The sequence below is a fragment of the Streptomyces mangrovisoli genome (assembly GCF_000974985.2).
Classification (GTDB): Bacteria; Actinomycetota; Actinomycetes; order Streptomycetales; family Streptomycetaceae; genus Streptomyces; species Streptomyces mangrovisoli.
Genome location: NZ_LAVA02000026.1, coordinates 113,365 through 127,790, shown reverse-complemented (window position 1 = coordinate 127,790; position 14,426 = coordinate 113,365). Strand labels below are relative to the sequence as shown.

The 14,426-nt window shown below is 73.7% G+C and carries 13 protein-coding genes; 10 read left to right on the top strand and 3 right to left on the bottom strand.

Annotated features, from left to right (window positions below; all coding sequences use genetic code 11):
* Positions 1-12: 12 nt before the first annotated feature.
* Positions 13-525 carry a 30S ribosomal protein S9 gene (rpsI, locus tag WN71_RS12935; protein WP_046583613.1) on the top strand — a complete coding sequence of 171 codons (513 nt, stop codon included), beginning with the start codon at positions 13-15 and terminating at the stop codon, positions 523-525.
* 228 nt (positions 526-753) lie between these two features.
* Positions 754-2,112, top strand: coding sequence for a phosphoglucosamine mutase (glmM, locus tag WN71_RS12930; protein ID WP_046583614.1), 1,359 nt, complete (start codon positions 754-756; stop codon positions 2,110-2,112).
* 196 nt (positions 2,113-2,308) lie between these two features.
* Here the strand turns inward: glmM and WN71_RS12925 are convergent, their stop codons facing one another.
* Together WN71_RS12925 and coaA are read right to left on the bottom strand one after the other, a co-directional pair.
* Positions 2,309-3,250 (bottom strand): DUF389 domain-containing protein, encoded by a 942-nt coding sequence (locus tag WN71_RS12925; protein ID WP_046583615.1) that lies wholly within the window; start codon positions 3,248-3,250, stop codon positions 2,309-2,311.
* A 16-nt stretch (positions 3,251-3,266) separates the two neighbouring features.
* A complete protein-coding gene (gene coaA, locus WN71_RS12920) occupies positions 3,267-4,235 on the bottom strand; it encodes a type I pantothenate kinase (RefSeq protein ID WP_046583616.1) in 969 nt (322 codons plus the stop codon).
* 232 nt (positions 4,236-4,467) lie between these two features.
* On the opposite strand from coaA, the gene glmS reads away from it, so the two are divergent.
* From glmS to WN71_RS41890, 8 genes are all read left to right on the top strand, one after another.
* Complete coding sequence (gene glmS, locus WN71_RS12915; RefSeq protein ID WP_046583617.1) at positions 4,468-6,315, top strand: glutamine--fructose-6-phosphate transaminase (isomerizing); 1,848 nt, start codon at positions 4,468-4,470, stop codon at positions 6,313-6,315.
* Positions 6,316-6,410: 95 nt separating this feature from the next.
* Positions 6,411-6,782, top strand: a complete 372-nt coding sequence (locus WN71_RS12910) for a holo-ACP synthase (RefSeq protein ID WP_046583618.1) — start codon at positions 6,411-6,413, stop codon at positions 6,780-6,782.
* Between the two features lie 260 nt (positions 6,783-7,042).
* The gene (locus tag WN71_RS12905) at positions 7,043-8,479 is read left to right on the top strand and encodes a bifunctional ADP-dependent NAD(P)H-hydrate dehydratase/NAD(P)H-hydrate epimerase (protein ID WP_071369839.1); all 1,437 of its coding nucleotides are present in this window, start codon (positions 7,043-7,045) and stop codon (positions 8,477-8,479) included.
* A gap of 446 nt (positions 8,480-8,925) precedes the next feature.
* Complete coding sequence (locus tag WN71_RS39745) at positions 8,926-10,089, top strand: L,D-transpeptidase (RefSeq protein WP_079177833.1); 1,164 nt, start codon at positions 8,926-8,928, stop codon at positions 10,087-10,089.
* A 98-nt stretch (positions 10,090-10,187) separates the two neighbouring features.
* Entirely contained in the window at positions 10,188-11,375 is a 1,188-nt protein-coding gene (gene alr / locus WN71_RS12895) for an alanine racemase (protein ID WP_046587089.1), read from the top strand.
* 165 nt (positions 11,376-11,540) lie between these two features.
* Positions 11,541-12,782, top strand: coding sequence for an alpha/beta fold hydrolase (locus WN71_RS12890; RefSeq protein ID WP_046587087.1), 1,242 nt, complete (start codon positions 11,541-11,543; stop codon positions 12,780-12,782).
* Positions 12,748-13,272 (top strand): tRNA (adenosine(37)-N6)-threonylcarbamoyltransferase complex ATPase subunit type 1 TsaE, encoded by a 525-nt coding sequence (gene tsaE / locus WN71_RS12885; protein ID WP_046587085.1) that lies wholly within the window; start codon positions 12,748-12,750, stop codon positions 13,270-13,272. Before WN71_RS12890 ends, tsaE begins: the two co-directional genes overlap by 35 nt.
* A 325-nt stretch (positions 13,273-13,597) precedes the next feature.
* Positions 13,598-13,774 carry a hypothetical protein gene (locus WN71_RS41890; protein WP_167382922.1) on the top strand — a complete coding sequence of 59 codons (177 nt, stop codon included), beginning with the start codon at positions 13,598-13,600 and terminating at the stop codon, positions 13,772-13,774.
* Between the two features lie 54 nt (positions 13,775-13,828).
* Here WN71_RS41890 and WN71_RS12880 read toward each other — a convergent pair whose 3' ends face one another.
* On the bottom strand, positions 13,829-14,386 hold the full coding sequence (locus WN71_RS12880) for a hypothetical protein (protein WP_046587116.1): 558 nt from the start codon (positions 14,384-14,386) through the stop codon (positions 13,829-13,831).
* Positions 14,387-14,426: the final 40 nt, after the last annotated feature.

Below are 14,426 nucleotides of genomic sequence, written 5' to 3'. Positions count from 1 at the left end.
CTGAGGAGCATCGTGGCCGAGACCACTGCCGAGCAGCCGCTCGAAGAGATCGACATCGACAGCTACACCACCGAGTCCGAGGTGCCCGTCGAGGGCGAGTACACCTCCGAGTCGCTGGCCTCCCGCTTCGGCGAGCCCCAGCCGGCCGCCGGCCTGGGCCGTCGCAAGAACGCCATCGCCCGCGTCCGGATCGTTCCGGGCACCGGCAAGTGGAAGATCAACGGTCGCACCCTTGAGGACTACTTCCCCAACAAGGTGCACCAGCAGGAAGTCAACGAGCCCTTCAAGGTGCTCGAGCTCGAGGGCCGCTACGACGTCATCGCCCGCATCGCGGGTGGCGGTGTCTCCGGTCAGGCCGGTGCGCTCCGTCTCGGTGTCGCCCGTGCGCTGAACGAGGCGGACGTCGACAACAACCGCGGCCCGCTCAAGAAGGCCGGCTTCCTCAAGCGCGACGACCGCGCGGTCGAGCGCAAGAAGGCCGGTCTGAAGAAGGCCCGCAAGGCCCCGCAGTACAGCAAGCGTTAATCTCGCTGCCTGCTCGTACTTCTCGAACGCCCCGGCGGCACGCCAGTGCCACCGGGGCGTTCGTCTATCGCTCGGCGATGGAATATCACATGAACATGGGTCTTTGGCACAAGATGGTCAGAGACTTGTGTGATCGGATGCTCGGGCATGGAATGCCTGGGATGCGAAGTCGCGTGCGCGGGCCGCACCGGCGCTGCTTCGGGTACTGACGCTTTCTCGGGAGGACAAGTGGGACGACTCTTCGGCACGGACGGTGTGCGCGGTGTCGCCAACGCGGATCTGACGGCAGAGCTCGCGCTCGGCCTCTCCGTGGCGGCGGCGCACGTGCTCGCCGAGGCGGGCACCTTCGCCGGCCACCGGCCCACCGCGGTGGTCGGCAGGGACCCGCGCGCGTCCGGGGAGTTCCTCGAGGCCGCCGTGGTCGCCGGACTGGCGAGCGCGGGCGTGGACGTCCTGCGGGTCGGCGTGCTGCCGACGCCCGCCGTCGCGTATCTGACCGGCGCGCTCGGCGCCGACCTCGGCGTGATGCTGTCCGCCAGCCACAACGCGATGCCCGACAACGGCGTCAAGTTCTTCGCCCGGGGCGGCCACAAGCTGGCCGACGAGCTGGAGGACCGGATCGAGGCCGTCTACGAGGAGCACCGCACCGGCGCGCCCTGGCAGCGCCCGACGGGTTCCGGCGTCGGCCGGGTGAAGTCGTACGAGGAGGGCTTCGACCAGTACGTCGCCCATCTCATCGCGGTGCTGCCCAACCGGCTGGACGGGCTGAAGATCGTCCTGGACGAGGCGCACGGCGCGGCCGCCCGGGTCTCGCCGGAGGCGTTCTCGCGGGCCGGCGCCGAGGTCATCACCATCGGTGCCGAGCCGGACGGGCTCAACATCAACGACGGCTGCGGCTCCACCCACCTCGACAAGCTGAAGGCGGCCGTCGTCGACCACGGCGCCGACCTCGGCATCGCGCACGACGGTGACGCCGACCGCTGCCTCGCCGTGGACCACACGGGCGCGGACGTGGACGGCGACCAGATCCTCGCGGTGCTCGCGCTGGCCATGCGGGAGCGTTCGGTACTGCGTTCGGACACCGTTGTCGCGACGGTCATGTCGAACCTGGGCTTCAAGCTGGCCATGGAGCGCGAGGGCATCCAGCTGGTGCAGACCGCGGTCGGCGACCGCTATGTGCTGGAGGAGATGAAGCAGCACGGCTTCGCCCTCGGCGGCGAGCAGTCCGGCCATGTCATCGTCCTGGACCACGCCACCACCGGCGACGGCACGCTGACCGGTCTGATGCTGGCCGCGCGGGTCTGCCAGAGCGGCCGTACGCTGCGCGAGCTCGCGTCGGTGATGGACCGGCTGCCGCAGGTGCTCATCAACGTGCCCGACGTCGACCGCACGCGGGTCAAGACGTCGGCGGAGCTGGCGGCCGCGGTCTCCGACGCGGAGCGGGAGCTCGGCGAGACGGGGCGGGTGCTGCTGCGGCCCTCCGGTACGGAGCCGTTGGTGCGGGTCATGGTCGAGGCGGCCGACATCGACCAGGCCCGGTCTGTCGCCGGGCGGCTGGCCGATGTCGTCAAGTCGGCCTTGGGGTAGTCCTCTTGGGCCCCGGGGAGTCTCCTGGGGCCAGTCCCCTTCGGGGTGGCGGGGAACGTGCGTGACGGGTCCGACGGTACGTCGGGGCTGGTCGCGCAGTTCCCCGCGCCCCTTTTCGGGGCGGTGCGGATCGCGGTGAGTCCGCGGGTTCGTCGTGGCCGGTCGCGCGGTTCCCCGCGCCCCTTGGGGGCGCGCCCTAGTGGCCGGAGCTGTTGAGGGCGCGCTGGCGGGACCAGAGCCATTTCTGGGTCAGCAGGGTGCAGACACCGGCCAGGACGATGCCCAGGAGGTTCAGGCCGAGCTGTTCGGTCGAGCCCCAGGCCTGCCGGTACTCGCCGAAGGAGAAGGCGACGGCCGCGTTGGCGGCCGCCGGGACCGTCGTCACCGAGATCGCCACGCCGACCAGCGCACCGGACTTGGCGGAGGTCAGCGAGAGCATCCCCGCCGCGCCCGCCAGGGCCGCCACCACGAACGAGAAGGCGTCCGGGCGGTAGATGAAGTTGGTGTTGGGCCGTTCCGCCTCCAGCTGGACCTTGGTGAACAGACCGGCCGCCTCCATGGCGAACGTGAAGCCGACCGTCACCAGCATCGCCACGGCGAAGCCCGCCACCAGCGCCACCAACGAGCGCCCCGCGAGCCGCGGATGGCGCTGCACCAGCGCGGTGCACACCCCGGCGAGCGGCCCGAACTCGGGGCCGACGGCCATCGCGCCCACGATCAGGATCGCGTTGTCGAGCACCACACCGCACGCGGCGATCATCGTGGCGAGCGTGATGAAGGCGACGTAGGTGGCCGAGAGGGTCGACTCCTCGTGCGTCGCGTCCGTCAGGTGCTCCCACAGCACCGCGTCCGCGGCCTCGCCGGGCGCCTCCTCCGCGGCCCGGTCGGCGCGCCGGGAGAGCGACAGGTCGATGTCCTCCACGGCGATCGAGCCGGTGTCGTCGATGCCCAACCGGCGCAGCCCGGCCAGGAGTTCGTCCCCGGCCTCGCGGGCGACGTCGCACAGGACGAGGTCCCCCGCGGGATCGCGGGCGGCACCGGGCAGCACCACCAGGTGCGTGGTGCCGACCGTCTCCTCGATCAGACGTACCACGTCGTCCGTGGCCCCGGCCGGTGTGATCAGACGCAAGTGCAGCATGGCCGCAGCGTAGAGGTCAGAGCTTGCGGAGCCTGAGGCGCTGGACCTTGTGGTCGCTTCCCTTGCGGATGACGAGCCCGGCGCGGCCCCGGGTGGGGGCGATGTTCTCCACCAGATTGGGCTTGTTGATGGTCCGCCAGAGCGTGCGCGCGTAGTCGAGGGCCTCCTCCTCGGAGACCTGCGTGTACTTGCGGAAGTAGGAGTCGGGGTTCTGGAACGCGGTCTGCCGCAGTTTCCTGAACCGGTTGAGGTACCAGCGCTCGATGTCCTCGGTGCTCGCGTCGACGTACACGCTGAAGTCGAAGTAGTCGGCGAGGCCCACCCGGGTGCGGCCGTCGGTGCCGGGCAGGGCGGGCTGGAGGACGTTGAGCCCCTCGACGATCAGGATGTCGGGCCGGCGCACCGTCAGCCGCCGGTCCGGCACGATGTCGTAGATCAGGTGGGAGTACACCGGCGCGGTGACCTCGTCCTTGCCGGCCTTGATGTCGGCGACGAAACGGGTCAGGGCGCGCCGGTCGTACGACTCGGGGAAGCCCTTGCGCGACATCAGGCCGCGGGCCTCCAGTTCGCGCGTCGGCAGCAGGAAGCCGTCCGTCGTCACCAGTTCCACGCGCGGATGCTCGGGCCAGCGCGACAGCAGGGCGCGCAGCAGGCGGGCCACGGTGGACTTGCCGACCGCCACCGAACCCGCCACGCCTATGACGAACGGCGTACCGGACTGGGAGCCCTTCTCGCCGAGGAAGGTGTTCAGCGCCCCTCTGAGGCCGTCGGTGGCCCCGACGTACAGATTGAGCAGCCGGGACAGCGGGAGATAGATGTCCCGCACCTCGTCGAGGTCGATGACGTCGCCGAGGCCGCGCAGCTGCTCGACCTCGTCGGCGGTGAGCGGCAGCGGCGTCTTGTCGCGCAGCGCGCTCCACTCGGCACGGGTGAGGTCGACGTAGGGAGTCGCCTCCGGCCGCTGCCGGTGGGCGCTCCGGGGCATCGAGGAGACCGGAGAGATCACAGTCCATTGTTAACGGAGTTTGAACGCCGTGGCGGGTGGGGTCGGTCACGCTCCGCCGGGACGCGAGCCGCGGTCGTCCGCAGCCGGGCGTCGGCACCCCCGGCGCGCGGGCGCGTTCGGCGGAGTTCGGGGGGCGTACGGCGGTGGGAATTTCCGATTTCGGGCACGGAGAGCCGGGTATCGGCGGCCGAACGCCCGTAGGCTGCCGCGCATGTGCGGAATCGTGGGATACGTGGGGCCTCAGTCGGCGCTCGATGTCGTGACGGCCGGACTGAAGAGGCTGGAGTACCGGGGCTACGACTCGGCGGGCGTCGCGGTGCTCGCCGACGGCGGGCTCGCCGCCGCGAAGAAGGCGGGCAAGCTCGTCAACCTGGAGAAGGAACTGAGCGACCGGCCGCTGCCGACGGGCTCGACCGGCATCGGGCACACGCGCTGGGCCACGCACGGCGGGCCGACGGACGCCAACGCGCACCCGCACCTCGACAACGCGGGCCGGGTCGCCGTCGTCCACAACGGCATCATCGAGAACTTCGCGGCGCTCCGCGGCGAGCTGGCCGGGCGCGGCCACGACCTGGCGTCCGAGACGGACACCGAGGTGGTCGCGCACCTGCTGGCGGAGGAGTTCTCCGTCACCGGCGACCTCGCGGAGGCGATGCGGCTGGTGAGCCGGCGCCTCGAGGGCGCCTTCACGCTGGTCGCGGTGCACGCGGACGAGCCCGGCGTGGTCGTGGGCGCGCGCCGCAACTCGCCGCTGGTGGTGGGCGTCGGCGAGGGCGAGGCGTTCCTCGCCTCGGACGTCGCCGCGTTCATCGAGCACACCCGCTCGGCGATCGAACTGGGCCAGGACCAGGTCGTGGAGCTGCGCCGCGACGGGGTGACGGTGACCGGCTTCGACGGCACCCCGGCCCAGGTCACGCCGTACCACGTGGACTGGGACGCGTCGGCGGCGGAGAAGGGGGGCTACGACTACTTCATGCTCAAGGAGATCGCCGAGCAGCCGAAGGCGGTCGCGGACACCCTGCTCGGCCGGATCGACGCGTCCGGCTCGCTGACCCTGGACGAGGTCCGGATCTCCGCCTCGGAGCTGCGCGAGCTGGACAAGGTCGTCATCGTCGCGTGCGGCACGGCCTTCCACGCGGGGATGATCGCGAAGTACGCCATCGAGCACTGGACGCGCATCCCCTGCGAGGTGGAGCTGGCCAGCGAGTTCCGCTACCGCGACCCGATCCTCGACTCGCGCTCCCTGGTGATCGCCATCTCCCAGTCCGGGGAGACCATGGACACCCTGATGGCGCTGCGGCACGCGCGCGAGCAGGGCTCCAAGGTGCTGGCGATCTGCAACACCAACGGTTCCACGATCCCGCGCGAGTCGGACGCGGTGCTGTACACGCACGCCGGTCCCGAGGTCGCGGTCGCGTCCACGAAGGCGTTCCTGACGCAGCTGGTGGCCTGCTACCTCGTCGCGCTGTACCTGGGTCAGGTGCGCGGCACCAAGTGGGGCGACGAGATCCGCGCGGTCATCCGCGACCTGGCGTCGATCTCCGGCTCGGTCGAGCGGGTCCTTGAGACCATGGAGCCGGTACGGGAGCTCGCCCGCTCCCTCGCGGACAAGGGGACGGTGCTGTTCCTGGGGCGGCACGTGGGTTACCCGGTGGCGCTGGAGGGTGCGCTGAAGCTCAAGGAGCTGGCCTACATGCACGCGGAGGGGTTCGCGGCGGGCGAGCTGAAGCACGGCCCGATCGCCCTGATCGAGGAGGACCTCCCGGTGGTGGTGGTCGTGCCGTCGCCGCGCGGGCGGTCCGTGCTGCACGACAAGATCGTCTCCAACATCCAGGAGATCCGGGCGCGGGGGGCGCGCACCATCGTGATCGCGGAGGAGGGGGACGAGGAGGTGGTCCCGTACGCCGACCATCTCATCCGCATCCCCGTCACACCGGTGCTGCTCCAGCCGCTGGTGGCGACGGTCCCGCTCCAGGTCTTCGCCTGCGAACTGGCCACGGCCCGCGGCAACGAGGTGGACCAGCCGCGCAACCTCGCGAAGTCGGTGACGGTGGAGTAGCTCCGCCGGGATCTCGGCGGCGGGGTGTCCGGGTCCCGACGCGTTCGAAGATCTTCGCGGGGCCCCGGCCCGTCGCCGGCCGTAGGGTGCTGACCATGAGCATCATCGGGGTCGGCATCGACGTGGCCGAGATCGAGCGGTTCGAGGCGTCGCTGAAGCGCACGCCCGGGATGGCCCGGCGCCTGTTCCTGGACAGCGAGCTGCTGCTGCCCAGCGGGGAGCGCCGGGGCATCGCCTCCCTGGCCGCCCGCTTCGCCGCGAAGGAAGCGCTGGCGAAGGCGCTGGGGGCGCCGGCGGGGCTGCTGTGGACCGACGCCGAGGTCTACGTCGAGGACAGCGGCCGCCCCCGGCTGCGGGTGAAGGGCACGGTGGCCGCACGGGCCGCGGAACTCGGGGTCGTGTCGTGGCACGTCTCGCTCAGCCATGACGCGGGGGTGGCGTCGGCGGTGGTGATCGCGGAGGGGTGAGGCCGACGGGCCGGATGCGCGCGGGGTGATCGGCGCGGGGGCGGACCGGGGCGCCGGAATGGCCCGGGCGCCGGACCGGCCCGGGCGCCGGACCGGCTGGGGTGATCGGCGAGCGGCGAACGGGGCGCGCCGGACCGGCCGGGTGATCGGCGAGCGAGGAATGCGGCGTGTCGGGCGTGCTGGGGTGATTGCCGAGCGGTAAATGCGGCGCGTCGGGCGCGCTGTGGTGATCGCCTCGCCGGGCGGGCAGACTCGACGGCATGCGGACTGCGTACAGCGTCGACACCGTCAGGACGGCCGAACGGGAGCTGATGGCACGGCTCCCCGAGGGCACACTCATGCAGCGCGCCGCCGCCGGGCTCGCCGCCGCCTGCGCCGATGTCCTCGGCAGGGTCTACGGCAGCAGGGTCGTGCTGCTCGTCGGCAGCGGCGACAACGGCGGTGACGCCCTCTACGCCGGCGCCCGCCTCGCCCGGCGCGGCGCCGGCGTCACGGCGGTGCTGCTCGCCCCCGACAGGACCCACCCCGGCGGACTCGCCGCGCTGCGCCGGGCGGGCGGCACGGTGGCGGCCCCCGAGGCGGGCGGCGCGCTGATCGACCGCGCGGACCTGGTGCTCGACGGCATCGTCGGCATCGGCGGGAAGGGCGGGCTGCGGCCGGACGCGGCGCCGCTCGCCGAGCGCGCGGCACGTTCACGGGCCGCCGTCGTCGCGGTCGACCTGCCGAGCGGGGTCGAGGCGGACACCGGCGAGGTCCGCGGCGCGGCGGTACGCGCCGATCTCACGGTCACCTTCGGCACCCACAAGCCGGGCCTGCTCATCGACCCGGCGCGGGAGAACGCGGGCTCCGTCCGGCTCGTCGACATCGGCCTCGAACTGCCCGACGAACCCGACCTCGAAGCGCTCCAGCACGCGGATGTGGCCCGGCTGCTGCCGGTCCCCTCCGCCGAGAGCGACAAGTACCGGCGGGGCGTCGTCGGCATCGCCGCCGGGTCCGCGCGGTACCCCGGCGCGGCGGTGCTCGCCGTCTCCGGCGCGCTGCGGGGTGGCGCGGGGGCCGTGCGCTATGTCGGTCCCGCCGCCGACGGGGTCATCGCCCGCTTCCCGGAGACCCTGGTCTCGGACCACGGTCCGGCGAAGGCGGGGCGGGTGCAGGCGTGGGTGGTCGGACCCGGCGTGGGCGACGACGCGGCGACCGTGGCGGAGGTGCTCGCGGCGGAGGTGCCGGTCCTGGTCGACGCGGACGGTCTGCGCCTCGCCGACCTGGACGCGGTGCGCGCGCGTACGGCGCCGACGCTGATGACCCCGCACGCGGGGGAGGCGGCCGCGCTGCTCGGCGTGGCGCGCGAGGAGGTCGAGTCGGCGCGGCTGGAGTCCGTGCGCGAGCTCGCTGCCCGCTATGGGGCGACGGTGCTGTTGAAGGGCTCGACGACGCTGGTGGCGGACGCGCCGGGCGGTCGTACGGGGGTGCGGGTGAACGCGACGGGCACGTCCTGGCTGGCCACGGCGGGCAGCGGGGACGTCCTGTCGGGTCTCGCGGGCTCGCTGCTGGCGGCGGGCCTCACGGCGCTCGACGCGGGGAGCGTGGCGGCGTATCTGCACGGGCTGGCCGGCCGGTACGCCTCGGACGGTGCGCCGGCCGGTGCGCACGATGTGGCGGAGTCCTTGCCGGAGGCTTGGCGAGACACCCGCGGCTGACCTCCGGTCGGGTCTGTGGCGGCCTGAACTTCGGTCGGGTGTTTGTCTGCGGTCCGGTGGGGGCCATTCGCGCAGTTCCCCGCGCCCCTGGAGGGGCGGTTGGCCTTCGGTCGGGTTTTTGGCTGCGGTCCGGTGGGGGCCATTCGCGCAGTTCCCCGCGCCCCTGAGGGGGTGCTGGGCGAGGCCCCCCAGGGGCGCGGGGAACTGCGCGACCAGCCACGACGCTCCCGCACGGGGTATGGAAGGGGCGCGGGGAACTGCGCGATCAGGCACGACGCTCCCGCACGGGGTATGGAAGGGGCGCGGGGAACTGCGCGAACGCCTCCACCAACTCGCCGCCCCCCATCACCGCAGCCACCCGTCTGCTGAGCCAACGCGCCGCCGTCCCGGTGACCCCTCCGCGCGCCAGACCCGGAGCCGACCGGCTGGCGGGTTTCTCTGATCGCATGATCAGTGGACGAGATGCCCGCCGCCCCGCCCCCCGCCGCCGCGCCGCCCCGCGCGGCACGGCGCTGCTTCTGGCCGTCGTCGCCCTGCTCCCCGCCGGTACCGCGTACGCGGCCGCGCCGGTGCCGCCCGCCCCGGGCGCCGAACCCGGAGCCGGGCGGGTGCCGGGGGCGCCCCCGGGGCCGCCTCCGGAACCCGAACAGCCCTGGCCGGACGGCGCCCCCGGTCAGGCGCCCGATCCGGATCAGCCCTGGGGGACCGACCCCCTCGGCGAGCTCCAGTCCCAGTCCCTGTCTCAGTCCCAGTCGCAGTCGCAGTCCCAGGCCCCGGCCCGAGCCCCGGCCCCGGCGCCGGAGACCTCCGGTCAGACAGCCACATCGAGCCCCACCACCCAGGTCACGACACCGGACACCCCCTCCGCCCAGCCGCCCGCCCAGGGCCCCGGCTCCGGTACCTCCGCCCAGCCGCCCGCCCAGGGCACCCGCCGGACCCCCCACGCCGTAGCCGCGAAGGCCCGTTACCGGCCCGCGTACGACGTCGAGGAGGCCGTGCCCGCCGGGCAGGCCGTGGGCGGGACGGCGTGCACCAAGCTGACCGGGCCCTATCAGCGGCAGGTCGAACGGTGGCTCGGGCTGAAGGCCGACGGGCGGCAGTCCGCGGCCGACTGCAAGGAGATCGCCGCGTTCCAGAAGGACCAGCGGATCAAGCCCGCCGTCGGCTACGCGGGCCCCGCCACCTGGTCCCGGATGATGCTGCTGGCCGCCCGCGAGGCCCCGAACGCCGCCGGCAAGTGCCCGGTGCGCACCTACCGGGTGGCCTGCGTCGACCTCGACCGGCAGCTCACCTGGGTGCAGAAGGGCGAGAAGGTCGTCTTCGGGCCGGTCCCCATGCGCAGCGGCAAGGCCGGCTACCGCACCCGGCGCGGCTGGCACACCGTCTACTGGAAGCACAAGAACCACTGGTCCACGCTGTACAACTCGCCCATGCCCTACGCCCAGTTCTTCGACGGCGGACAGGCCTTCCACGCCGTCTACGGCAGCATCTTCACCACCGTCGGCTCCTGGGGCTGCGTGAACCTCACCCTCGGCGACGCCAAGAAGCTGTGGAACGTGCTGAAGAAGGGCGACCATGTCTATGTGTGGGGGCGACGCCCGGGGACGTAGCGCATGGGCCCGTCACGGGGACCGGCCGGGCGCGCCGCACGCGAGCGCGGCCCCGGTGCCTCGGGGCCCTCGCGCGGCTCTGAGAGACTGGGGGCGCCATGACTGAGAATGCATCCGCGCCGGCCGAGCCCCGACGCGCCCGCGCCGAGATCGATCTGGCCGCCCTGCGGGCCAACGTGCGTGCCCTGCGCGCGCACGCGCCCGGCGCCGCCCTGATGGCCGTGGTGAAGTCCGACGCCTACGGCCACGGCGCGCTCCCGTGCGCCCGCGCGGCCGTCGCCGCGGGCGCGACCTGGCTGGGCACGGCCACCCCGCACGAGGCGCTCGCCCTGCGCGCGTCCGGCCTGCTGCCGGACGACGTACGGATCATGTGCTGGCTGTGGACGCCCGGCGGCCCCTGGCAGGAGGCGATCGAGGCCCGCCTCGACGTCTCGGTCTCCGCGCTGTGGGCGCTGGACGAGGTCACCGCCGCGGCCCGCCGCGCCGGACGCCCCGCGCTGGTGCAGCTGAAGGCCGACACCGGCCTCGGCCGCGGCGGCTGCCAGCCCGGCGCGGACTGGACGGAACTGGTCGCCGCCGCGCTCGGCGCCGAGGCCGAGGGCCTCGTGCGGATCACCGGCCTGTGGTCGCACTTCGCCTGCGCCGACGAGCCCGGACACCCCTCGATCGCCGCCCAGCTCGCCCTCTTCCGCGAGATGGTGGCCTACGCGGAGGGCCGGGGCGTGCGCCCCGAGGTCCGGCACATCGCCAACTCGCCCGCCGCGCTCACCCTCCCGGAGAGCCACTTCGACCTGGTCCGCACCGGCATCGCGGTGTACGGCGTCTCGCCCAGCCCCGAACTCGGCGCCCCGGCCGACTTCGGACTGCGCCCGGTGATGACCCTCACCGCCTCGCTGGCCCTGGTGAAGCAGGTCCCCGGCGGCCACGGCGTCAGCTACGGCCACCACTACGTCACCCCCGGCGAGACCACCCTCGGCCTGGTCCCGGTCGGCTACGCGGACGGCGTCCCGCGGCACGCCTCCGGCACCGGACCCGTCCTGATCGGCGGGAAGTGGCGTACGGTCGCGGGGCGGGTCGCGATGGACCAGTTCGTCGTCGACCTCGGCGGGGACGAGCCCGCCGCCGGCGAGGAGGCGGTCCTCTTCGGGCCGGGTGACCGGGGCGAGCCCACCGCCGAGGACTGGGCGCAGGCCGCGGGCACCATCGCGTACGAGATCGTCACCCGGATCGGAACCCGCGTGCCGCGCGTCTATGTGGACGGGGAGCAGGACGGGCGGAACGGGTGACCCGCGCGGTCACTCGTCCCTTCCGGTACCGGGGACCGGCCGTACGGCGTCCCTGACCCCCGAAGTGGGCAGTACGGCAGGGGCACCGCGGCAACAGCGGTCCGGCAACGGCGGATCGCGGCACCCGCGGTCCGGCAACGGCAGCACGGCGACAAGGAGCGGTTCGTGAGCGAGAGCAGCGCGGAGGCCGTCGCGGCCGTCGCCTCCGCCGTGGGGGAGTCCGGCGGCTGGCGCAGGGCGACCGGCATCGCCGGCGCCGCGATAGGCGTGATCGCCGCCGGTGCGGCCGTCGGCGTGGGCATCGAGCGGATGACCGTCGGCCGCGGGATGCGGATGAAGGCGCGGCTCGCCCTGGACTCCACGGGCCCCTACGGCTCACTGCGCGGCACGTCCGGCAGGGCGTACGCCGACGACGGCACCGAGCTGTACTACGAGGTCGACGACCTCGACCCGGCGGCGGCCCCCGCGCTCTCGCCCCGCCGCCGCCGGCTGTTCGGCCGCAAGGCGCCCGCCCCGGTCACCGTCGTCTTCAGCCACGGCTACTGTCTGAACCAGGACTCCTGGCACTTCCAGCGCGCGGCCCTGCGGGGCGTGGTGCGCACGGTCCACTGGGACCAGCGCAGCCACGGCCGGTCCGGGCGCGGGGTCGCCCAGACCCAGGACGGCGTGCCGGTCAGCATCGACCAGCTCGGCCGCGACCTGAAGGCCGTCATAGACGCCGCCGTGCCCGAGGGCCCGATCGTGCTGGTCGGGCACTCGATGGGCGGGATGACGGTGATGGCGCTCGCCGACCAGTTCCCCGAGCTGATCCGGGACCGGGTCGTCGCCACCGCCTTCGTCGGCACGTCGTCCGGGCGGCTCGGCGAGGTCAACTTCGGGCTGCCCGTCGCGGGCGTCAACGCGGTGCGCCGGGTGCTGCCCGGAGTGCTGAAGGTGCTCGGGCAGCGGGCCGAACTGGTGGAGCGCGGGCGCAGGGCGACCGCCGATCTGTTCGCCGGGCTGGTCAAGCGGTACTCGTTCGCGTCCCGGGACGTCGACCCGGCGGTCGCGCGGTTCGCCGAGCGGATGATCGAGGGCACGCCCATCGACGTGGTCGCCGAGTTCTACCCGGCCTTCACCGATCACGACAAGACCGAGGCGCTCGGCTGTTTCACGGACTTCCCGGTGCTGGTGCTGGCCGGCGTGCAGGACCTGGTCACGCCCAGCGAGCACAGCGAGGCCATCGCCGGGCTGCTGCCGGAGGCGGAGCTGGTCCTGGTGCCGGACGCCGGTCATCTGGTGATGCTGGAGCACCCCGAGGTGGTCACCGACCGCCTCGCCGACCTGCTGACCCGCTCGGGCGCGGTGCCCGCAGGGGCTACCGTAAGTGGCTATGGAAGCACCAGCAGCACCGCACAGCCCGGCTGACCGCCCGGCCGACGTCCGGCTGACCGTCAACGCTCCCGAGCAGATGCGGGAGCTCGGCCGCCGGCTGGCCAAGCTGCTGCGCGCGGGCGACCTCGTGATGCTCAGCGGGGAGCTCGGCGCGGGCAAGACCACGCTCACCCGGGGCCTCGGCGAGGGCCTCGGCGTGCGCGGGGCGGTCACCTCGCCGACGTTCGTCATCGCCCGGGTGCACCCGTCCCTGGGCGACGGCCCGCCGCTCGTCCACGTCGACGCCTACCGCCTGGCCGGCGGGCTCGACGAGATGGAGGACCTCGACCTCGACGTCTCGCTGCCGGAGTCGGTGGTCGTCGTCGAGTGGGGCGAGGGGAAGGTCGAGGAGCTGACCGACGAGCGGCTCCAGGTCGTCATCCACCGCGCCGTCGGCGACACCGCGGACGAGTCGCGCCGGGTGACGGTGTCGGGCCTCGGCCCGCGCTGGGCCGGCACCGACCTCGGCACGCTGTCGGCCTGACCGCGACCGGCCACCCGCCGGCCGCCGGCCTGACCGCGACCGGCCACCCGCCGGCCGCCGGCCTGAGCGCGACCGGGGCCACCCGTCGCCCGCCGGTCGTCCGATCCAGCCGCCGCCGCGCCGGGCTCGCCGACTGCCTCGTCGCGCCGTCGCCCGTCGCCCGCCGAACTCCTGATTCCGCCGGTTCTGCGCCCGATTCCGCGTGGTGTTCCGACAAGTCGTCGGCAAGATGTTGCGCCGGGCGGCCGGGGCGTGGTCGTATGGTACCCAGTTCGTAGTTAGGTGTGCCTAAGTACGTCCGCCCCCGCCCGTCAGGAGGCGTTTCATGTCCGCACCGGAACGAGACGAGACGCCGGCCCGCGCCGTGCCCGTGGTGACGATGCGCGAACTGCTGGCGTCCTGTGCCGCCGCCGCGGCGGTCTCCACCCCGCCACGGCTCCCGGACCCCGCGCCCCGCACCTGCCCGGGTCCGCGCCCGCACGACCATCGCGAAGCCGCCTGACCCCGCGCGCCAGGTCGGACGGGCCCTACCCGGTCCGCCGGGGTCGGACCGGCCCTAGCGGACCACCACGACCGTCTCGCCGATCGTGGCGAACTGCCACATCGCCTCGCCGTCCGCGCGGGACTCCCGGATGCCGCCCGTCTTCGCGTCCGGGTCCGGTGCGCCGGTCGGCTCGCCCACGGCCGTGCTGAAGCCGATGGTCACCCCGTCCACCGCGGTGAAGCGGACCACGTGCTGGATGGGCCTGCCGTCGGACCCGGTCACCGCGTTCGAGCGGGAGGTCACCGCGTACGTGCCGGGGCGCGGGTCGACATCGCCCGGCAGCACCTCGAAGGTGCGCCGCACCCGGCCGTCCGCCTCGACGAGCCACACCCGGTCGGTGCCCACCGCGTACACGACCCGCTCACCCCTGCCCGAGCCGACGGGCAGCGCCTTGGGATCGCGCCGCGCGCGCGGCGCGGCGCTCACGCTCACCGAGGGCGCCGCCCCGGCGTGCGGCCTGCCGCCGAACGAGGCCGGGGCGGTCGCGGAGGCCTGGTAGGCGAGGACGCCGACCGTCGCGACGGCCGCCACGGTGAGCGCGGCCACGAATCCGGAGCTGCTGGACACCAGCCTCACCCACCTTCCGCGTCACGTCGGCGGCCGCCCGCCG

Coding starts and splice junctions, on each gene's coding strand:
- coaA (WP_046583616.1), bottom strand. CDS start 4,235: ATGCCCCGGAGCGCCCACCGGCAGCGGCCGGAGGCGACTCCCTACGTC.
- WN71_RS12925 (WP_046583615.1), bottom strand. CDS start 3,250: ATGCTGCACTTGCGTCTGATCACACCGGCCGGGGCCACGGACGACGTG.
- WN71_RS12910 (WP_046583618.1), top strand. CDS start 6,411: ATGAGCATCATCGGGGTCGGCATCGACGTGGCCGAGATCGAGCGGTTC.
- alr (WP_046587089.1), top strand. CDS start 10,188: ATGACTGAGAATGCATCCGCGCCGGCCGAGCCCCGACGCGCCCGCGCC.
- WN71_RS39745 (WP_079177833.1), top strand. CDS start 8,926: ATGATCAGTGGACGAGATGCCCGCCGCCCCGCCCCCCGCCGCCGCGCC.
- tsaE (WP_046587085.1), top strand. CDS start 12,748: ATGGAAGCACCAGCAGCACCGCACAGCCCGGCTGACCGCCCGGCCGAC.
- WN71_RS41890 (WP_167382922.1), top strand. CDS start 13,598: ATGTCCGCACCGGAACGAGACGAGACGCCGGCCCGCGCCGTGCCCGTG.
- WN71_RS12905 (WP_071369839.1), top strand. CDS start 7,043: ATGCGGACTGCGTACAGCGTCGACACCGTCAGGACGGCCGAACGGGAG.
- glmS (WP_046583617.1), top strand. CDS start 4,468: ATGTGCGGAATCGTGGGATACGTGGGGCCTCAGTCGGCGCTCGATGTC.